Annotated in this window: 19 protein-coding genes; 17 read left to right on the top strand and 2 right to left on the bottom strand. The window is 53.9% G+C overall.

Features of this window, described 5'->3' with window-relative positions:
- Positions 1-6 precede the first annotated feature (6 nt).
- From G0Q06_RS08825 to G0Q06_RS08765, 13 genes are all read left to right on the top strand, one after another.
- Positions 7-1,869, top strand: coding sequence for a DUF4340 domain-containing protein (locus tag G0Q06_RS08825; protein ID WP_163964583.1), 1,863 nt, complete (start codon positions 7-9; stop codon positions 1,867-1,869).
- A gap of 4 nt (positions 1,870-1,873) precedes the next feature.
- Positions 1,874-4,624, top strand: a complete 2,751-nt coding sequence (locus G0Q06_RS08820; RefSeq protein WP_163964580.1) for an AsmA-like C-terminal region-containing protein — start codon at positions 1,874-1,876, stop codon at positions 4,622-4,624.
- An 88-nt stretch (positions 4,625-4,712) separates the two neighbouring features.
- Complete coding sequence (accB, locus tag G0Q06_RS08815) at positions 4,713-5,189, top strand: acetyl-CoA carboxylase biotin carboxyl carrier protein (RefSeq protein ID WP_163964578.1); 477 nt, start codon at positions 4,713-4,715, stop codon at positions 5,187-5,189.
- A 25-nt stretch (positions 5,190-5,214) separates the two neighbouring features.
- Positions 5,215-6,594 (top strand): acetyl-CoA carboxylase biotin carboxylase subunit, encoded by a 1,380-nt coding sequence (accC, locus tag G0Q06_RS08810; RefSeq protein ID WP_163964575.1) that lies wholly within the window; start codon positions 5,215-5,217, stop codon positions 6,592-6,594.
- Between the two features lie 26 nt (positions 6,595-6,620).
- Positions 6,621-7,052 carry an Asp23/Gls24 family envelope stress response protein gene (locus tag G0Q06_RS08805; RefSeq protein ID WP_163964572.1) on the top strand — a complete coding sequence of 144 codons (432 nt, stop codon included), beginning with the start codon at positions 6,621-6,623 and terminating at the stop codon, positions 7,050-7,052.
- 35 nt (positions 7,053-7,087) lie between these two features.
- Positions 7,088-7,630, top strand: coding sequence for an Asp23/Gls24 family envelope stress response protein (locus G0Q06_RS08800; RefSeq protein ID WP_163964569.1), 543 nt, complete (start codon positions 7,088-7,090; stop codon positions 7,628-7,630).
- A gap of 58 nt (positions 7,631-7,688) precedes the next feature.
- The gene (locus G0Q06_RS08795) at positions 7,689-8,171 is read left to right on the top strand and encodes a low molecular weight protein arginine phosphatase (protein ID WP_163964566.1); all 483 of its coding nucleotides are present in this window, start codon (positions 7,689-7,691) and stop codon (positions 8,169-8,171) included.
- Positions 8,168-8,617 carry a ribose 5-phosphate isomerase B gene (rpiB, locus tag G0Q06_RS08790; protein WP_163964563.1) on the top strand — a complete coding sequence of 150 codons (450 nt, stop codon included), beginning with the start codon at positions 8,168-8,170 and terminating at the stop codon, positions 8,615-8,617. The genes G0Q06_RS08795 and rpiB overlap by 4 nt, the downstream gene beginning before the upstream one ends.
- 40 nt (positions 8,618-8,657) lie before the next feature.
- On the top strand, positions 8,658-9,935 hold the full coding sequence (locus G0Q06_RS08785; RefSeq protein ID WP_163964560.1) for a serine hydroxymethyltransferase: 1,278 nt from the start codon (positions 8,658-8,660) through the stop codon (positions 9,933-9,935).
- On the top strand, positions 9,932-10,636 hold the full coding sequence (locus tag G0Q06_RS08780) for a TrmH family RNA methyltransferase (protein ID WP_238710451.1): 705 nt from the start codon (positions 9,932-9,934) through the stop codon (positions 10,634-10,636). Before G0Q06_RS08785 ends, G0Q06_RS08780 begins: the two co-directional genes overlap by 4 nt.
- 60 nt (positions 10,637-10,696) lie before the next feature.
- On the top strand, positions 10,697-11,500 hold the full coding sequence (locus G0Q06_RS08775; protein ID WP_163964558.1) for a DUF4339 domain-containing protein: 804 nt from the start codon (positions 10,697-10,699) through the stop codon (positions 11,498-11,500).
- Positions 11,501-11,519: 19 nt separating this feature from the next.
- A complete protein-coding gene (locus tag G0Q06_RS08770; RefSeq protein ID WP_163964555.1) occupies positions 11,520-12,989 on the top strand; it encodes a YihY/virulence factor BrkB family protein in 1,470 nt (489 codons plus the stop codon).
- A 75-nt stretch (positions 12,990-13,064) separates the two neighbouring features.
- Entirely contained in the window at positions 13,065-14,720 is a 1,656-nt protein-coding gene (locus G0Q06_RS08765) for a SurA N-terminal domain-containing protein (protein ID WP_163964553.1), read from the top strand.
- A gap of 3 nt (positions 14,721-14,723) precedes the next feature.
- Here G0Q06_RS08765 and miaA read toward each other — a convergent pair whose 3' ends face one another.
- Both miaA and G0Q06_RS08755 read right to left on the bottom strand, forming a co-directional pair.
- Positions 14,724-15,617 carry a tRNA (adenosine(37)-N6)-dimethylallyltransferase MiaA gene (miaA, locus tag G0Q06_RS08760; RefSeq protein ID WP_163964550.1) on the bottom strand — a complete coding sequence of 298 codons (894 nt, stop codon included), beginning with the start codon at positions 15,615-15,617 and terminating at the stop codon, positions 14,724-14,726.
- Between the two features lie 44 nt (positions 15,618-15,661).
- Positions 15,662-15,979 carry a HesB/IscA family protein gene (locus G0Q06_RS08755; RefSeq protein WP_163964548.1) on the bottom strand — a complete coding sequence of 106 codons (318 nt, stop codon included), beginning with the start codon at positions 15,977-15,979 and terminating at the stop codon, positions 15,662-15,664.
- 133 nt (positions 15,980-16,112) lie between these two features.
- Between G0Q06_RS08755 and G0Q06_RS08750 the strand changes: the two genes are divergently transcribed.
- Genes G0Q06_RS08750 through alr form a run of 4 tightly spaced genes read left to right on the top strand, consistent with a single transcriptional unit; the run spans position 16,113 to position 20,428 of the window.
- The gene (locus G0Q06_RS08750) at positions 16,113-17,114 is read left to right on the top strand and encodes a serine/threonine protein kinase (protein ID WP_163964545.1); all 1,002 of its coding nucleotides are present in this window, start codon (positions 16,113-16,115) and stop codon (positions 17,112-17,114) included.
- Between the two features lie 5 nt (positions 17,115-17,119).
- On the top strand, positions 17,120-18,628 hold the full coding sequence (gene rpoN, locus G0Q06_RS08745; RefSeq protein ID WP_163964542.1) for an RNA polymerase factor sigma-54: 1,509 nt from the start codon (positions 17,120-17,122) through the stop codon (positions 18,626-18,628).
- Positions 18,621-19,283, top strand: a complete 663-nt coding sequence (locus tag G0Q06_RS08740) for a hypothetical protein (RefSeq protein WP_163964539.1) — start codon at positions 18,621-18,623, stop codon at positions 19,281-19,283. The genes rpoN and G0Q06_RS08740 overlap by 8 nt, the downstream gene beginning before the upstream one ends.
- Positions 19,280-20,428 (top strand): alanine racemase, encoded by a 1,149-nt coding sequence (gene alr, locus G0Q06_RS08735; RefSeq protein ID WP_163964537.1) that lies wholly within the window; start codon positions 19,280-19,282, stop codon positions 20,426-20,428. The genes G0Q06_RS08740 and alr overlap by 4 nt, the downstream gene beginning before the upstream one ends.
- The last annotated feature ends 22 nt before the right edge of the window (positions 20,429-20,450 follow it).

Genomic DNA, 20,450 nt, shown 5'->3' with positions numbered 1-20,450 from the left:
AATTCCATGCGCTTTAAACTGACCATCCTGCTTCTTGCCCTGAATGCCGCCCTGGCCTGCATCATCTTCTATTTTGACAAGGTCCAGAGTACGCAAAACCTTCTCGATGAATCCTCCCGGCTGATCATCAATCCTGATTTTGTCCAGGATCTTGAAAGGATTGAGATCAAGGGCCTCCAAACCGATCAGGAGTGGATTCTTGAGCGTGAAAAAGATCAGTGGCTTGTCTCCTCACCCTTTGAGTGGAAAGCAAACCCGTTTGCTGTCGAGCAGCTCATCTTCCAACTCCGACGTCTGGCATGGGAATCACGCTTTCCGGTTTCCGGGCTGGAGTCCTCCGGGCAATCCCTCGAGTCCTACGATCTCGCCAATCCCACGATCACCCTCACCCTTGAAGGGGGCGAATCATCATTGGACCTCTCCCTTGGCGCTCCTACGGAAATTGGAAATCGCCTCTACTTGTTATCACCAGATGGTGAATATATTTATGTAGTTGCTCGGGGACTACTGGATTCGCTCCAGCGTGACTTGGAAGCGTTTCTCGACAGGCGGATTTTCTCGATTTCGGTGGAAGAAACCCGGGCCATGCAAATCCAAGACCGTTCAGCGAGCAACATCCGGGTACGTCTTGAAAGGAATGAAGACAAATGGGCCTTTGTTTCCCCAATAGAAACCGCTGCAGACGCCGATCGCGTCAAGACCCTGCTGACCGAATGGCAAGGGCTCGAAGTGGAAGGCTTTGAGAATACTCAAGAGGGTGAAATCACGTTGAACGGCAATGCCATCCGCCTGAGTCTGGAAGGGTCGAGTGAAAGGCAGTCAATCATCCTCACACCAGTGACTGAGGGTGAAGAAGCAGGGATGACTTATTTGGCAAGGCTGGAGGGCTTTCCGACAGTTTTCCGGGTTCAAGCGGGCAAGGTGGAGCGACTGCGATCGGTTCAGGAGGACCTGCGGGAGAAGCGCGTTTTGAAACGTTACAGCGAAGACTGGAGCAGTCTGGCCATCAATTTCGGGGAGCTTGGAGTGACCTTGCAGCGTTTGGAGAATGATTCCTGGCAAGTCCTCTACACAGATAAGGAAAAACAGCTTCGATCCATGCCGGCGGCAGCGGAAGCGGTGAACGCAATGAAGGAGCTTTTGAACACAATGGAGGCAGAACGATTTGTCACGGATGCTCCTTCAGAAGCAGACCTCGTTCGCTTCGGATTGAATGAACCTCAGCGCCGGCTTCAAGTCCGCAAAGGCAGTCAGGAATCCGTCGAACTCAAGATTGGAGGGCTTTATTCGGACGAGGGGCAAACACTCTTTTATGCCTCCACGGACCAATCAGATTCTGTATTCCTGGTTCGCCCGTATGTGCTCTCTTCTCTTTCCCTTGATCCCTTTAATTACCGGGAGCGCATCATCCGCAAACTGCCCGGAACAGCCAGGATTTCAGGCTTATCGCTCATTCACCGACCCTCCGGATTGGCAGTGCCAATGGACCCGGAAAGCTCGGATATCGCCCGCGCTGTGCAGGCAGCTTTACGGGATTTTGTGGGCACCGTACGCGTTGATCGGTTCACAAACCGGCCCTTCAGCGACCCGCTGGTACTGGCCGACGACAGGGAGCTCGAATGGAAATATATCGTCGAGGCATCTGTCCAGTACCCTTCCAATCCTGAAGATGCTGAAACCATTCGGCTCTACCTCTCAGAACGGCTTGGCGGCACAAGCCAATACATCGGCGATCCGGAAAGTGGCTTGGTAGGCTTCCTCCCAATTAGGATGATTGAGATCCTCGACAGTTTTCTTGCTGAATATCCGGACACCCCGGAGCCACTCGAAGAGCAACCCGCAGTCGAAGTAATGGAACCGGTCCCCTGATCCCATGGGTCAAGGAATACGCATCTTTCGTTGGTGTTGCTGGAAAGCCGGTTGCGGCTTTCTTCACTGCCTGAACATCCTGTTGGCTTTTATCGCGGTCATGCTGACCGGCTTGGTGACGCTCAACAGTCTCCATAAGGAAGTCCCGCTCCCCGACAACCTGGCCCAATGGACAATGGGGAAAGTCCTCGGGAATGAATTGAATACCGCTTGGTCAGCAGCGGTTTTTGACCTCCGGGGTGGACTCCACTTAGAGGACTTCAGGCTGATGCGGGCACGCAATACTGAATCCATTCTGACCGCAGATATGATTCGGATCGATGTATCCTTTTTTGATCTTCTTTTCAACCAGCCCTTGCCCATCGACGAGATCAATTCAACCGGGGTCAATCTGTTCATTTCAGCAAGTGATTCCCCTTCCGGCTTGAACGAGTCCGTCATGCGGATCTCCCATGCACATCTTCTGAAAAAGCAAAACCAACTGGTTGTTGATCACCTGAATCTCAGCACTCGTGGCATGCGTTTTTATCTCACCGGGTCGTGCCCGATCGAACCACTACTGGGAAGCAGGGACACGGAACAACCCGGCCAGTCCAAGGATTTTTTCAGGAACCTGCTGGTGAGAATACAACGCTTCCCAACCAACCTCGACCTCGATTGCTTTGTCAAATGGTCCGGAGAAGACGCCCTCAATCACCGACTCGATTTGTTCCTTCTCTCACAATCCCTGGTTTTGCCGATGGCAGAGATTGAAGAAGTGAGCCTCCGCGCAGGTCTGCAGATCAATTCAGAAAGGATCACCCTGACCAGCTTGAGCGGACAAAGCATCCTGACTTTTTTAAACCCGAAAACCATTCCCCGAGCTCTTGTTCCCTGGCCCTTGGAACCGCCCGTCCCCATCTCCTTCAGCGCCACCGGGAATCCCATCCAAGCCGGCCCACTGCTCGCACCAGAGAATATCCGGATTAACTTTACGGACCCGTTCAGTGAAAATTTCCCTGTCGATGTCATGATTGCCGAAACCTCCCTTGGCCTGGCCTCCCCGGCCCTTCGTTGGTCCCTCAGCGGCAAAAACCTCTTCGCAGCTGGATCAGCAAGGCAGGTTGAACCAGTCAATCCGGATACACCGGATAGTTCGAAGCCTTGGATAATTGACCTTCGCGCAGACCTTGCCAATCCAGTCCTGCATGCCTTTTTCCCGGACCTTCCGTATCACCGGCTCTTGAAGGATACCAAAGCGGGTCGCCTAAATCTGCACGCTACCCTCTCCCCCAATGACAAAAGCGCTTCGGGGATCCTCCTGTCAGATAACCTTTATATTGGGCAAACAGACTTCTCACACCTTAAGAGCAACTTCTTCCTCTCCCGTGAGAAACTGGATTTGACCCGGATCCATGTCCAGCGATCAGCCAACGAGTATGCCCAGGGCGCCTATTTCCAGGATTTTCCTTCCTCGCGCTTTTCACTCAACGCCTACGGCTCCAGCTTTCCCAAAGCCCTGGATTCCATCCTTGGGGACTGGTGGTCACCAATCTTCACCCATATTGAGCTTGATAAGCCACCCAAGGCGGATGTCACAGTGTGGGGTCGATGGCGTGAGCGGGGCTCCGTGAACAGCATGACGAGTGTTCTGGGGCACAATGTGAGCTATCGGGGAGTTCCCGTGGAAGAAATGGAAGTGCGGGTCAGGAGCAATGCGGACTGGGCGTATCTGGAGCACTTGAAGGGGCGCATTGGGGAAACCTTCATCCGGGGCTCACTGGCATGGCCAACCCGGCTTGCCCAAAAGGAAGGGAGAATTCCCATGCTCATGGACCTGAAGAGTGACGCTCCATGGCCGATCGTGCAGGTGGCAAGTGGAGTTCCAGCCCTCAAGGAAATGAAACTGGAAGGGAATCCCGAAATTCATGTGGCCGGTACTATCTGGAGGGAAAAAGGAGAAGACGGAAATAATTTGGAAGAGATGATTCCCGATCTGCGGATAGAATTGAGCCACCGCAATGCGATGAGCGAGATTGCCGGGTGGAGCCTGAGCGGATTAGCCATTGCCGGGCGGGTTACGGGGGAGGCAATTATCCTTGAACGGATGTCAGGAACGCTTGCCGATGGGATTTTTACAGGAACCCTGGATATTCGCCACTGGCAGGAACCCGCCATCAGGGAGACCCATATAGATTTTGAGTTGATCGACGCGGATTACGGGGCGGTATTGGCGCAGGCTGTTCCCGATGAAAGTTCCAGCATATATCGGATGGCACTGGCCTCGGAAACAGGCGGAGGCAAGATCGATACCAGCATGGACTTGTCGATGGGTCCCAATCCATTGACCAACCGGGGTTCAGGACAAATCACGTTGAGTGGGGCAGATATCGGGCAAATCCATCTGTTCGGTGGCCTTTCGCGCTTTTTCTCAGGCATCGGTCTCGGATTCAGCACCCTTGACTTGAAATCAGGCAGTATTGAGTGGCGGTTGAGCGACGGTGTCCTGAGTATTCCCCGCTGTTTCCTTACCGGGCCGGTATTGAAATTGAGCTTAACCGGTGATGTTGACGTGATTGACAAGCAGCTGAAACTGCAGGCGGACGCCCAGTTCTTTAGCGGGTTTGTGAGCAAAATGCTGACTCCGGTGAGTGATAATTTCCAGTTTGATATCACTGGCCCCCTGGAAAACCCCATCTGGAAGCTTCGCCTGAACCCGCTCCGATGGTTCCAAAAACGCCTTCCCGGACAGCAGGGCACTTCCGCAGGCCCATAGGGTCCCGAGTCGATTTCCATTGCCCTCGGGCGCGAAACCTTTTCAAACTTCGCCAGAATACAGAAACTATTCACAGGAGGAACCAACCTTGGAATTCAAACATATAAAACAGATAGTCGACTTAGTGAAACGCAGCGGGCTCACCGAATTTGAGCTTGAGGAGAAGGACTTCAAATTGCGTCTCTGCCGCAAGAGCGATGAAGTCCAGGCAATCTTTCAGGGAGGAACGCCAGTCCCCTTCAATTCGACGGCAATGCCGTTTCCCGCAACGCCTGCCGGTGGGGCTGAACAAGCCAGTGCGGCGCCGGAGGCAGCCAAGGAAGTCGATGAAAGCAAATTGATCAAATCTCCCATGGTCGGCACCTTCTACAGTTCCCCCTCACCGGAAAGCCCGCCGTTCGTAGCCGTTGGTGATAGCGTCTCCGATGACACCGTGGTCTGCATTGTCGAGGCAATGAAGGTCATGAACGAGATCAAGGCCGAAGCAAAAGGCAGCATCGCCGAAATCCTGGTTGAAAACGGGGACAACATCGAATACGGGCAGGCCTTGTTCAGGCTGAAATAACGCGATCGGCAAACAATCCAATAAAATGTTTAAGAAGATCCTCATCGCAAACCGTGGGGAAATAGCCCTGCGCATCATCCGGGCCTGCAAGGAGCTCGGAGTTGAAACTGTGGCTGTTTACTCGGAAGCGGACGAACAATCCCTTCATGTGCAGCTCGCCGACGGGGCAATCTGTATCGGTCCCGCCGCTGGAAGTGATTCTTACCTCCGGGCGGAGCGTATTATTGCCGCTGCGGAAATCACGGACGTGGATGCAATCCATCCGGGATACGGCTTCTTGTCGGAGGATCCGGACTTCGCGGAACAATGCGAAGAATGCAAAATCAAGTTTATTGGCCCGAATTCAGAGCACATCCGCCAAATGGGTGACAAGGCGACCGCGCGCGCTACTGTAGCCGCGGCTGGAGTGCCGACCGTCCCGGGCAGCGAAGGCGTCGTTAAACATCCTGAGGATGGACTCAAAATTGCCGAGAAAATCGGCTATCCAGTCATCATTAAGGCCGTTGCTGGAGGCGGTGGCCGTGGAATGCGCCTCGCCCACAACTCTATTTCCTTCCAGAAGGAGTTCACGGCAGCCAGCTCCGAAGCGGAGAAAGCCTTTGGTAATGGAGCGGTCTACATCGAGAAATTCATCGAGGAACCCCGCCATATCGAATTCCAGATCCTGGCCGACGAGCACGGTAATGTCATCCACCTCGGAGAGCGGGATTGTTCCATCCAGAGACGCCACCAGAAGGTGATTGAGGAATCCCCCTCCCCGTTCATGACGCCCGAATTAAGGGAGAAAATGGGCGACGCCGCCATAAAGGCAGCCAAGGCATGCAATTATTGGAATGCAGGAACAATCGAATTCCTCGTCGATAAGCACCGGAACTTCTATTTCATCGAAATGAACACCCGGATCCAGGTGGAGCATCCTGTCACCGAGGAAGTCACGGGAATCGATCTCATCAAGGAGCAGTTCCGGATCGCCTCAGGCGAGAAGCTTCTTCTCGAGCAGAAGGATGTCCAGATGAAAGGCCATGCCATTGAATGCCGGATCTGCGCGGAAAACCCCAGTATGAATTTTGCTCCCAGCCCGGGAGAGATCAGTCTTTACTACCCGCCGGGCGGGCACGGTGTCCGGGTGGACAGCCATATTTACGGCGGCTACACGATTCCAAAATATTACGACAGCATGATTGCCAAGGTCATTACTGTTGGTCGCAACCGCGAACTTGCGCTTTCCCGTATGAACCGGGCCTTGAATGAATACCTTATTCGTGGTATCTTTACAAATATCAGCTTTGCCCAATCCATTATCAATGATCCGGATTTTGTGCGGGGCAACTATACCACCCGCTTTATCGAGGAATTCATGCAACGAACACCGAAAACTCTTTTCGAATCGAAGCACCGTCCCTAAAATAACCATTTAACCCAATACACGTCATGGAAGAAAGTCATCAAGAAGAGCAGAGTGAAAATTTCGATACCCTCCAGGAGGACTCCGGTCTCGGGAGCATCAGTATCAACAACGAGGTTGTGGCCAACATCGTCGCCATGGCGGCCAAGGAAGTTCCCGGTGTCGTCGGGCTTGCCAGTGGTGGCATCAAGGACGACATCGCAGGTCTATTTGGTGGCAAGCGCGACAGCAGTTCAGCAGTCTCGATCTCAGAGGCTGCTGACGGATCCTACCACATCAAGGCAAAGCTGATCCTGACCTTTGGGGTCCAGTTGGCCAAGGTGGCCCAAAGTGTCCAGGAGGCCGTTCGCGACCAAGTGGAAAACATGACCAACAAGGATGTTTCCAAGGTTGATGTGATCGTGGATGGCGTGCGCCGGGAAGACGCCGCTTCTCCTGAAGAGACGGAAACCGAATAAGGCAGAGTTAACCCCCTCGAAGACAGGGACTACCCATGAAGACAACCATTGAATCGCTTGAACATCTGTTGAGGGTTCCCTACCTCTACTACGCGGCGGTTGCCGTGGTTCTATTGGTGGCCTTGTATCTTTTCCGCAGTTACCGACGGGCAAACCAAGGCATTGTTCCCTTCAAGACCCAGGGAGGCACGATTGAAATTGCCCCTCAAACGCTTCGGAGCGTCATGCAGAACGCCGCCAATAGCGTTGAGGGAATCGACAAAGCGGCCTGCCGTCACTTCATGAAAGGCAGGAATGTCGGCGTGAAAGTGGCTGTGCATCTCCGCGCCAATCACCGGTTGAAGGATGTCGAGACAATGATCAAGCAACGGATCCGGGCAACTTTGCTGGATCAGTTTGGCATGGAAACCGTCGACCCGATCCATATCCGCGTCACCCGGATTGTCGGCGATCCGGTTGCCTCCGTCCCCAAGGATTCCGACTCAATGGAAGCTCTTCCGGGAGATGAATTTGAGGATGAAACGATTCCGAGGGATTCGGAAGACGACCGGCCTTATTCCGACGACACCCGCCTTTAAAGTCGCGCGCTTGACAAGGCAACTGAGGCATCCTTCCTTCAATCTCAATTGAGCAGTTATGGAAGGCCATCCTCGAATAATTACCGTAGTCTGTACCGGCAATGTCTGCCGGAGCCCAATGGCGGCCAGTCTGCTCAAGCACGCCTTGAAAGCTGAGGAAGAACCGCTTCGCTCCATCATTGTTCATTCGGCTGGGGTGTCAGCCTTCTCCGGGGATCCAGCATCAAGAAATGCCTGCAAGGCTCTGCAGCCGGTCAATCTGGATATTTCCGCACACCGGAGTCGTCCCCTTTCAGACCAGCTTGCTGACGAATCAGATCTTATCCTGACAATGACCTCGGGCCATATCGAAGCCATTCGACTGCACCATCCGGATCTGAAGGCCCCTGTTTACCGGTTTCGGGAATGGGTTGAATCAGGATCAAAGGAGGTGCCTGATCCCTTTGGCGGCCCTCTTGATTTGTATGTTGAAACAAGGGATCACCTGGCCGAGGCTGTCCCTTCCATCATCAAGTTTCTCAAGGAATCCCCACAACAATGAAAATCAGCATAGGTTTTGACCACGGAGCTCTTCCGCTCCGCCAAGCGCTTCTGGAACACCTTCAATCCGGCGGTCATGAGATCATCGACCATGGAACCGATTCACCCGCTTCTGTGGACTATCCGGACTTTTCCAGGGAAGTCTGCAAGGACGTGACGGAGCAACGGGCGGAAATCGGTATTCTCTGCTGCACAACCGGCATCGGAATGAGCATGTCAGCAAATAAATTCAAGGGAATCCGGGCGGCACTGGTCCAACATGAAGACGAGGCTGCCCTTACCCGCCGGCACAATAATGCAAATGTCATATGCTTTGGAGCCCTCCACACAACCCCCTACGAAGCCTGTCGCTTGGTCGATTGCTTCATCGAAAATGCCTTTGAAGGCGGGCGTCACGAGCGGCGAGTGGCGAAGTTCATGGAATTGGAGGAAGAATCCTGCAGTTGACGGGGAACTTTTGAATAGCACTCTACACTGAATTTTTAAAATGAGCACAATCGAATCCAATATCAACCATCTTGACCCGACTCCAACCCAGCAGCTCGACCCGGAGCTGTACGCCGCCATCCAAGGCGAATGGAAGCGACAACAAAACCACATCGAGCTAATCGCCTCGGAGAACTTCACCTTGCCCGCGATCATGGAGCTGACCGGCAGTGTTCTTACCAACAAATATGCTGAGGGTTATCCGGGAAAACGCTATTACGGGGGCTGTGAATGGGTCGATGTTGCCGAGCAACTCGCCATCGACCGGGCCAAGGAGTTATTCGGGGCCGAGTACGCCAACGTCCAGCCACATGCCGGCAGCCAGGCGAATTTCGGGGTCTATACGGCTGTTCTCGAACCGGGTGACAAAATCCTGACGATGAACCTGTCCGATGGGGGTCACCTGACGCACGGGAGTGCAGTCAATTTTTCTGGCAAGCTGTATTCAGTCGTTCATTACGGTGTGGATCCCGAGACAGGGCTGATCGATTATGATTCCCTGGAGGAACAGGCCCGCAAGGAGCGCCCGAAGATGATCACCGTCGGGGCCTCTGCTTACCCGCGCATTATTGATTTTGAGCGAATGGCTGGCATTGCCAAGGAAGTCGGGGCCTACATCCTCGCCGACATTGCCCATATCGCCGGACTCGTCGCCGCGGGCGAACATCCAAACCCCGTCCCGTTTTGTGATTTTGTCACGACAACTACCCACAAAACCCTTCGCGGGCCGCGGGGTGGCTTGATCCTTGCAAAGGAAAAATATGCCAAGCAATTGAATTCCGCTATCTTCCCCGGCGGGCAGGGCGGGCCCCTCATGCACGTCATTGCCGCAAAGGCGCTGTGCTTCCGCGAGGCCATGAAGCCAGAATTCAAAGCGTACCAGAGCCAGGTCCGCAAAAATGCGGCGGCCATGGCTCAGACCTTCCTCGATAAAGGTTACAAACTAAGCAGTAACGGGACCGACAATCACCTGATTTTAATCGACCTGCGCAAGAGTCATCCAGACCTGACCGGAAAAGTGGCTCAAATCGCCCTCGACAAGGCCCACATTACAACCAATCGCAACACCGTTCCCGGCGAAACCCGTAGCCCGTTCCAGACGAGTGGATTGCGGCTGGGCTCTCCCGCTTGCACAAGCCGGGGTATGGTTGAGTCTGATTTCCAGAAGATCGCGGAAGCTATCGACCTGGTCCTGGGAGATGTCGAGAGCGAGGCCGCTTTTGAATCAGCTCGCAAAGTGGCTCTCGAGCTTTGTGAAGCCCACCCGTTGCCCTATTGATTTTGTCTGCCCTTGATCCCCAGACCGAGGCGGCACTCGTCGAGCATCTCCTCCAATTCGTGACCCCGTCCAAGCGGGCGCGAATGGAAGCGGTCATTGCTCGCCGGACCGACCGGATACAGGTGGTCCTCGAGGACATTTACCAGCCGCATAACGCGAGCGCGGTTATGCGGTCATGTGAATGTTTCGGCATTCAAAACCTGCATGTCATTGAAAACCGCTACGAGTATACAGTGAACCGGGATGTAGCCATGGGATCCTCAAAATGGATCACACTCCATCGCTACCGGGAGGAGGCAGCTGACAATACAAAAACCTGTATGGAAGCTCTGCGGCAGAAGGGCTTCCGGATTGTTGCCACAAGCCTCGATCCGGGATCCGTTCCACTGGATGAATTCTCTCTCGATGAAAACACTTCCCTCTGGTTCGGTACCGAGGAGGAAGGACTGAGCCAGACTGTCCTCGAGTCAGCTGATGAACATGTCCACATCCCCATGGATGGCTTCACCCAGAGTTTTAATATCTCGGTCAGCGCGGCCTTGTGCCTTTATGAGTTGCGCCGGAAATTGGTCCAAGGCGATTTGCCCTGGCAGCTTTCCGAGAGTCGGAAAAATGAGATTTACCGGCTCTGGTTGCGCAATATTGTGAAAAATGCAGATATCCTCGAGCGCGGCTTCCTGAAGGAGAATTTACCCCAATAGGGCCCTGCATTGTCAATTTTGCTTGCTGGAAAGTTGAATATTCGCACCCTCGGATGAGGCATGGCTGAGGAATATTTTATCCGTGGACCCGAAGAAGAAACCGCCAGTGGGCCTTTCTCCATCGATGCGTTGTTGACCCTTGCGGAAGCGGGCAAAATCACCCCCGATCATTATTATTTTGATCCGCGCATGGAGAGCTGGGCTTTGATCCGCTCCAACGATGCCCTGATGGGACAGGTCTTTCCGGAAAAGAAACGCCTTTCCCTTCGGCAGAAGGCAGCTGACGAGGAACTGGAATCCGTGGAGGAGTCCCTTCCTGAGGTTAAAGTGGATGAAATGTTGGCGGCCGCCGAAGGCCACACCAAGGAGACCAGGCATGTTCGCACCAAAAGGGAATGGGAAGATCGGGCAGCGGGATTTTCGGTCCCGATCCTTGGTACCCTGCTCCTGATTTCCGCACTGTCGGTTTTGTATCCAAGCTGGAGCATCATTGACGGTATCATGAATGAAACGGATGGGTCCATGCACAAGCTCTTCCAAAACCCGGTTGTTTTTCTCGGGGCATTTGACTTGGTCATGGGGGCATTCCTCTTTCTGAATGCGACAGAAGTTTTCCCGCTTCTGCGCTTCCGCGCGATGGTCGGAGGCGGATTTTTCACGATTGTCTATGCAGCCGCCTGGTTGAACGGCGACCCTACCGGCATCTGGCTCTCCCTATCCTCCCTTTCTTTCGCCGTCGGTCTGTATACCTGCACCATCACCCTGAATTTTGTGTTGATGACGAGTGCGGCAATTCTTGGTTTTGCCGGTGCGCTCGGTGTCATCTGGTACAGCAACCTGGTTCCTCTCCTCCTCGGATCCTGACCGATCCGGTTCTTGTTTGATGGACCGGCAATCAAAAAGTCCCCCGCAAAAAACCGAATCGGAAGGCAAGCCCGGCTCCCGAATTGAGCGTGCCAGAAAATTTATCCAGGAAGATATCTGGGAATCCGGTTGGGGCACGGGCGAGAGCAGGCACAACCGCTGGGTATCCTTCCTGAGAATCCTGACCATTTCCTGGAAAGGCCTGAACGAAAACCGGCTTTTCAGCCGAGCCGCGGCGCTGAGCTACTCCTCGCTGATCGCCCTTGGGCCGCTTGTCGCCATCATCGTTATCCTTTCCAGCTCGTTTGTGCAGACGAATGCTGAGACACAAATCAAGCGGGCCCTCCTCTTTATTGCCCCTTCCCTGCAGGAGATGGTCACCTTGGATTCCGATTCTGAAGGCGCTGAAATGGCCACCGCCCTCGATGAGCTGCTCTCCCAAATTGTGGACGGAGCCGAGGGTTTGCTGAATCAAGTGAATACATCCGGATCAAAGGCCTTCGGGGCTCTCGGCGGCATCATCTTGATTTGGGTCGTTATACAGTTGCTGACCTCTGTGGAGACTACGCTCAATCAGATTTGGGGAGTTCACCAAGGACGGCCATGGAGCCAGCGGATCGTCTTTTATTGGACCTTTATCAGCTTGGGGGCCCTGCTTGGATTGGGGTCAACCGCCCTCTTTTCCGCTTCCAACCTGGCCAAAATGACGGACTGGGTGCCGTTTGGCAGCGAAATGACCGGCGCCCTGCTGAATTTCAGCCCGGTATTGTCATTTGCCATGCTGGTCCTCCTGTTGGCCCTGTTCTACCGCTTTTTTCCAAACACCACGGTTCGTTTCAGGGCGGCGCTGACAGGAAGTCTCCTTACCTCTGCCCTGTTGTTCCTGAATAATTACCTCAGCATCCTCTATGTTCACCGGGTCATTTCCTTCCAGAGCCTGTACGGCTCGGTCGGGATTATTCCGGTCCTGATGATTGGCCTCTACTTTTTCTGGGTACTCATTCTCCTTGGAGGTCAGCTCACCTATGCCGTCCAGAATGTCAGCTACCTTGCCAACCAGTCTGCCTGGAAGCGAATCAGCCCGATTGCCCGTGAAATTCTGGTCCTCTCCACCTTTGTCAACCTGGCCCGCCGCTTCCATGCCTGTAAGCCGGCCCCCACATTAATCGAGATGAGCGAGGAATTATCTGTCCCTGTAAATATCCTCAACGAGTCACTCGAGACACTGGAGGATATGGATTGGGTGACTAAAGTCTCCATGGATGACGGGGAAGACACCACGGAAAAGATTGGCTTCCGCCCAAGCAAACCTCTTTCTGCGTACACCCTTTCCAAGTTCAAAAGCTCAATCGAGCAATTCGGGCAGTCAGCCATTATAAAGGGCCTTCTGCAGTCGGATAACCTGCTGATAGAGTACCATGAGGCCCTTCGCTGGCATGAAAAAGACCCGTTTTGCAAAAAGGATATCCAATCTCACTTCTCCAACTGAAGGAGAGATGCGCCACAACCTTGACAGGGAGTACTCCACACCTAGCATCCCCGCCTTTAATATTGCATCAATTTTATGATTACCAAGCTTCAGAATTTCTTTCTCAAACATAATAAATGGCTCTTTGGCGGCCTTCTGGTCGTCATCATTGTGACCTTCGTCCTGACGATCGGACCGCAAAGCTTTTTCGGAAGCGGTGGCTCCCAGCAGCGCCAAGCCCTCAAATACTACGGCTACGATTTGAGCTCGCAGGCTGACCAACGGGCCATGGGGTTCACTGCCGAAATTAGTGCGATTTTGCACCCTGAACTGCGTCTGCGCCGCGAGCAGTTGATGGATTATGCCTACCTCCGTGTGGCAGCTCTCGGTTTGGCGAATCAATTGGGAATCCCTGATCCGGACAAGGAGGCCCTCGCGAAATTTGTCGAGACCCTGCAGATTTTCCAGGATCCTCAAAGCGGTGAATTTTCCGCTGAGGCCTACCAGCGGATGATTGAAGCGCTCCAGAGCAATGCCCGCTTTGATCGCGAATCAGTGGCCCTTGTCCTGCGTGAGGACTATCGCATCTCGAAGGTGCGGGAAGCGCTTGGCGGCCCGGTCTATGCCCTCCCCTTCGAAAGCCAGCAGGACTTTATCGATCGGGAAACCTCCTACACTGTCGCACTGGCCACATTTGACTATGAGAGCTTTAGTCCTGAGTTGGAAGCCAGTGATGAAGCGCTGAACCAATATTACATGGAAAACCCCAGCCGGTACGAAATCCCCGAGACCATTTCAGTAACGGGTCTGCTTTTTGAAGCCGAGGCTTATCTCGACGAAGCACCAATGCCGGACGCCGGCGCGCTGGAAACATTTTTCGCCGTACGGAAGGCCCAATATACTCCACAGCCCGAGGAGGGCGCTGAACCGGTGGAAATCACCCTTGACGAAGTGCGCGAGCAGGTGGTTTCCGACTGGCGGCTTGAGCAGGCAGCGAAGATTGCCGCCAAGAAAAGCGAGCAGTTCAGCCTGAAAATCTGGCAGGACGGCGTGCTCCTTGATTCAGATGCTTACAAGGCTTTGCTTGATGAATTCAAGATCCGGACGATGCCGATTCCCGCTTATTCCCGGGATCAGGCTCCATCCATCCCCGAGGCCCCGGCCGAACTTTTGAATTCCATGTGGATCTACACCAGTAATCCCGCCCGCTATTTCTCCGATATTGCCCAGACTGCCAATGGGGCGGTTGTCCTTGTGACAAACGGCATCACGGAAGCCCGCATGCCGGAGTTTGAGGAAGTCCGTGAGGCGGTGACAGGGGATTACAATCTGGCTGAGAAACGCCGCCTCTTTGCCGAAAAGGGCGCAGAGTACAAACAGTCCATTGAAGCAGGACTTGAGGGCTCTTCATTTTCAGAGCTGGCCTCATCCCTCGGGTTGACAGTCGAGGAACTGGATTCCTTCACAGGCCTCAACCTTCCGACACAGTTGCGTGGCGGCCCACTCTGGGAACAAGTCCGTTATCTTGAGGCTGGGTCCCTCACGGATATGGTCCTGCAGGCCAACGAGGGGATATTCGCCTATGTAGCGGAAAGGTCGATACCGGAAATCGATACAGAATCCGAGGCGTATCAGACATTCCTCAGCCAACGCAACCTCGCCATGAATCAGTCGATGGGCTGGGCGCGGCTTCGCGAAATAACCGACCAGAGCCTCAACGCCCTCCTGGGCCCAAGGGGAGAAGTCGAGTAAGTCTCAGGTCAGTTTGAGTGTTCGGGTCACCGGTATCTGGCGACGAAACCAGGTGCGCTGCTTGCGCATAAGCTGGTTGGTATGAATATAAATGTTCTCGGCCAGATCTTCCTCGGAACCTGGATTATCCAGATACTCCAGAACCTCCCTGTAACCAATCGACCCGCTGGCGCTGGGGTTTTGCTCAAATCCCTCGGCGCGTAAGCGCCGGACCTCATCAATCAGACCAGCACGAAGCATCTGGTGGACCCGTTGACGATTACGCTCCTGCAAATCCTCACGGTCCCGTTCAATCAACCAAACCTCCTTGTCCCAGTCAGCGAGCGGTTCAGGCTGCGATTTGAAAGCACTGAGCAACTCTCCGTATTTCTTTCCTGAAGCAAGGCAGCGGACAAGGGCCTTCTCTACCCGACGCGGGTTCTGCAGATCAAGCCCGGGAAATTCCCGGTTTCCCTCATGCAAGTCGATAAGCGCTTCTATCATGCCCTCCAATCCACCTGACTGATGGATTCCCTGAACGTGTAAATTCACTTTTTCGGGAACCTCAATTTCATCGATCACCGGGGCAAAAAAACTTTTCAGGTAAAACCCGCTTCCTCCGGCGACAATGATCGGTCTCTTCTCCTCCCTGTGTTTTGCCAGGACCTGATCCCGGTATTCGATATACTTCGAGACAGAAAAGGGGTCACGCGGCTCAGCCAGATCAATCCCGTAATGAGGCACGCGCTTTTGTTCACCGGGAGTGGGCTTAGCGGTCCCTATATCCATTCCCTTGAAAACGCACAGGCTGTCACAGCTCAGGATTGAGGCTCCGTTTCGCTCAGCCTCACGGAGGGCAATCTCAGTCTTTCCGGATGCAGTCGGACCAACAATGAACAGAAGACGTGGGTGGCTCATGGTGAAGTGTTCCCGTCTTTAGTCCCCGGAAGTGAAACCTGTCCTCAGTTGAAGGATTTTCCGCAACCGCAGGTTGATTCAGCGTTGGGATTGGTGATTTGGAATCCCTTGCCAGTGAGTCCGTCGTCAAAATCAATCTCTGAGCCTTCAAGGCGCTTGAGACTCTTTTTGTCGACAAGGAAGGCCATGCCGTCCTGTTCAAGTTTCTCATCGGTCTCCTCGGGTTGCGTAAACTCCATCGCATACTCCAATCCGGAACACCCTCCGGATTTGATTGAGACCCGCATCAGCTGTCCCGGCGCGGCACGCTCCTCAGATAACCCCTGGATTGCCGCAATTGCTCGTTTTGTTAGCCGTATCATTCTACGGTATGGGTAGTCCAATCCTGCCCATTGTCAACCAGCAGGATGTCCCCAGCGCCCCAACAAAGCAGAAATCGTGCTAGTTTGAAAACTTCGCTTGCAAGAGGGCCTGATTCCAGCAAAAAACTGTCTCATGCGACCGGTGAGCAAATTTGCAGACAAAGTCCCGTATCAGTTGCTGCGTCCTATCGCGCAGGGCGGGATGGGCTGTGTCTATGAAGCTCTCCAGGAGGGCAGTGACGGCTTCAGGAAGCGTGTGGCGATCAAGATCATTCGCCAGGAATACAGCCAGCTTCCGCTCTTCAGGAAGAACTTTATCGGGGAAGCCCAACTGGTGGCGGACTTGATCCATGCCAACATCGTACAGACCTATCACCTTGGTCATGCCCACAACCAGTATTACATGGTCATGGAGTATGTCCGTGGGGTTAACCTTGAGCAATTCATGCTGCAGCACCGGGCCCTCGACAAGGTCCTTCCCTGGGATCTAGCCGCCTTTGTCATCTCGCGACTTTCACGAGCACTTGCCTGTGCCCACGACCATTGTGACGCAAACGGCAAACATCTGGGCATTGTCCATCGGGATGTCAGTCCGAAAAATATCATGCTGGGCGAGTCCGGCGATGTGAAGTTGACGGATTTCGGCATAGCGAAGGCTTTCAATCTCATGTACAGCAAGGAAGGGGAGATCATTGCCGGACGCAGTGATTACTTGTCGCCCGAGCAGGCACATCTGGAAGTCACGGATCCGCGCGCAGACTTGTTCTCCTGTGGTGTCGTGCTGGCCGAAATGCTGACGGGATACAATCCGTTCGTTGGGGCGACACCAGAGGAATCGAGGGATAACATCTGTTCCATGCCCCTGTCAGATTTTGAGGAGTTGCTCCCGAAGGACGGGGCGAAGCTTAAACCAATTTTGTACAAATGCCTCGAGAGGGAGCGGGAAAAGCGATACCAGAGTGCCAAGGACCTGATGGTGGATCTTGAAAAGCTGCTCTACGCAAAGGGCTATGGCCCGACCAATGAAAAACTGGCCCTCTACTTGAAAGAATTGTACGCGGACGGGCAGGCTTATGTGGATGACATGAGCGAGCTGCCGGTGAGTATGGCACTGAACCCGGACAAGGACGAATAAGATCCATGCCTCGCCAGGGATTTGAACAGACCCAGAAGCAGACTCAGTCGATGGTGCTTGCGCCTCAACTGAGGCAATCGCTTAAGATTCTTCAAGTACCAGCAATGGAGCTACGAACCGCCATCCTGGCGGAGCTTGAAGCAAACCCGACTCTGGAAGAGCTGCCTTATGATGATATCTCCATCGAGGAGCAACAGGATGGTTCTGAGCCTGTCTCGTCAAATGATACCGGTGATACCGAATTCGAAAGCGAAAGCCCGCCCGAGATCGAGCAACCGGCCCACGAGTCGGCTGAGGATCTCGATTTTTCCAACGAGTTTGAAGTACTGGAACGAATGGGTGAGGATTGGCAGGGATACATGAATGAAGCGGCTGGTGAAATTCCTTACACGAGCGAGGATGCCCAGCGACGCCAGTATTTCTTCGATTCATTGACCACCGATCAGTCATTTCAGGAAAACCTGCTCGAGCAAGCGCGACTGGTTGAGGAAGATCCCGAAATTATTTCCGCCTTGGAATACATTCTGGGCAGTCTGGATGACAATGGAATACTGACGTCAAATGCCTCCGACCTGGCCCTCATGGCGCAGCTTCCACTGATGGCGATTCAGAATGCCATCAAGTTGCTTCAGGGACTCGATCCGCCGGGAATCGGTGCCGAGTCAATTGCCGATTGTCTCCTCCTGCAGTTGAAACGGAAAGGGCTGGAGAACTCGCTTGCGGCGAAAATCATCGGCAAGCAATGGAACCTCCTCTTGCGACGGCGAATCCCTGAGATTGCAAGGAGCTTTCGCGTAAGCGTGAAAGAGGTGGAGGATGCCATAGCCGAGATTGCCTTGCTTGATCCAGCACCTGCCCGCCGTTTTTCGGAGGACGTCAATCAGGTGATCGAGGCGGATGTGACCGTTCAAAAAGATGAAAACGATGAATGGCAGATCATTCTGAACAATGAATATGTTCCCCGTTTGAGAATCAGTTCCGAGTACAAGCAATTATTGGCAAGGGGTAAACTCATCGGCAAAGACCGGGATTACCTGCAAAACCAGTTTCGCAACGGGCGATTCCTTATTTCGGCAATCGAGCAGCGCCAACAAACCATCGAAAAAATCACGCGCAAGCTACTCGAGTTTCAGGCGGAATTCTTCGAAAAGGGCCGGGCCTATTTGCGTCCGCTCACAATGAATCAGGTGGCCGAGAGTGTTGGGGTTCATGAGACCACGGTCAGTCGCGCGGTGTCCGGAAAATATATCCGCAGCCCAATCGGCTTGCACGATATGAAGTTCTTTTTCACGCCCGGATACCAGGGACAGGATGGACGGGAAGTATCGAACAAATCCATCAAGGACCGGATTGCCCGGATCATCGAATCGGAGACCCCAAGTAAACCCCTGAGCGACCAGAAGATTGTCGAGATCCTGAAATCTGAGGGAATTACAATCGCCCGGCGGACCGTGGCTAAATACCGGGAGGAACTGGGCATTCTGCCGACAAACTTAAGGCGGCAATATGACTAGTCACTGGCAGGATGGACGCTGGTTGCTGATTGATGCTGCAGGACCGGCATTGATTGTCGGAATACTCGAAGAAGACAAATGGCTGTGCATGGAATCTTTTTCCAGCGGCTTTTTGGAAGACCTTAAGCCGGGTGTGGAATCTCTTCTTGAAAAGTCCTCCCTGGATCTGAGTTCGCTGAGTGGGATCATTTGCTCAAGCGGACCCGGTTCGACACTCGGTCTCAGGTTGGCGGCAATGTTTGTCCGGACACTTCTGCAACAACCGGATTTGGAGAACTGGAAGTGTTTAACCTATAACAATCTGGAGCTTACCTGCGCCAGTCTATCAAAACCCGGTGGACCTGCGTGCCGGGTGGCGGCTCCATGGCGACGGGATCGTCTCCATCTGGCGACCCTCCTCCCCGGTCCCCCGGCACAGTTTGAGCTGGAAAGTGTTTCCGTGGAAGAGGCTACCGAACTTCCGGTGGTTGAGCTGGGAAACCGACTTGCCTTGTTGCCGGAGGGAGCCAACAGAATTTCCTATCCTGCTGAAAAAATCCCGCAAATATTGAAAGCCTGGCCAGACTTGCTCACGTCCACCCAAAAACCCGGACTCTACTCGGCCGAAACGCCTGAGTTTGCCAGGTGGACCTCCACCCGGCATCCACAAAAATGAGCCGAACACCCGATAAACTACGCGCGTGGGCGACCATTGATCTGGGTGCCCTTGAACGTAACTTGAAGACAATCCGCCAGGCCATGCCGGATTACCTGAGTTATATCTCCGTGGTGAAGGCTAACGCATATGGACACGGCTTGGCACCGGTTGTCTCCCGGTTGATGCGGGCAAACGCGGATGCCTTCGCCGTGGCCAACCTGGAAGAGGCCTCAGCGCTCAGGGAAGTCGGTGTGGGATGGCCCATCCTCATCCTCAGTGTCCTCCTCCCAAGTGAATACCCCGAGGCCGTCAGACTGGATGTGCGCCCCGTGCTATCATCCGTCCGCGAAGTGGAAGAGCTTGGTCGTGCCGCGGAGGCACAGGGAAAGTGCGTGGGTGTCCACTTGAAAATTGATACTGGCATGGGGCGTCTGGGCATTTGGTTTCCACGCTTTCCCGAGCTCCTGAGCGCCATTGTTACCCACCCTCTCCTTCGACTTGAAGGGCTTTGTACGCACTTTTCATCGGCCGACAAGGATCCTGAATTTACGACAATCCAGCGGACTCGCTTTCTCGAGTGTCTTGCAAAGGTCCCCGCCGGTGAGACGGAGAATCTTCTTATTCATGCCGATAACAGCGCCGGTATTGAGTCGTTTCCGGAAGACGGCCCCTTTAATGCGGCCCGTGTGGGACTTCTCCAGTTTGGCATCCGCCCTGCGCCGCAATCTCTTCTGGGTAAAGCCATCACGGAACCGGTGCTCTCCTTTCATGCACGCGTCGGACTGGTCAAGGAATTGCCGAAAGGCACTCCTGTCTCGTATGGACAGATGTATCGGCTCCAGCGTGACTCCCGCATTGCCGTGCTGACGGCAGGCTATGCAGATGGTCTTTCAACAGCCTTGAGCAATACCGGACAAGTCATCATCGGGGATTGCCTCTGCCCGATCATTGGCCGTGTGACAATGGACCAGACAATGGTCGATGTGACTGACATGCCCGCCTCCCCTGCCGTTGGCAATAAGGCGACTTTTATCGGAAGTTCGCCATCACACAGTATTTCCGTGAGCCAATACGCGGGTTGGTCCAACCAGATTGAATGGGAATCCCTCTGCTCGCTTTCGGCCCGCACACAGCGGATTTACCAGACAGATTCAGCCCTCTGAGCAAAGTCGGGGAAATAGATTT

Origin of the sequence: Oceanipulchritudo coccoides (assembly GCF_010500615.1) — a bacterium.
Taxonomy (GTDB): domain Bacteria; phylum Verrucomicrobiota; class Verrucomicrobiia; order Opitutales; family Oceanipulchritudinaceae; genus Oceanipulchritudo; species Oceanipulchritudo coccoides.
Note: the sequence above shows the minus strand (reverse complement) of the source record. Positions and strands in the feature narration are given on the sequence as shown.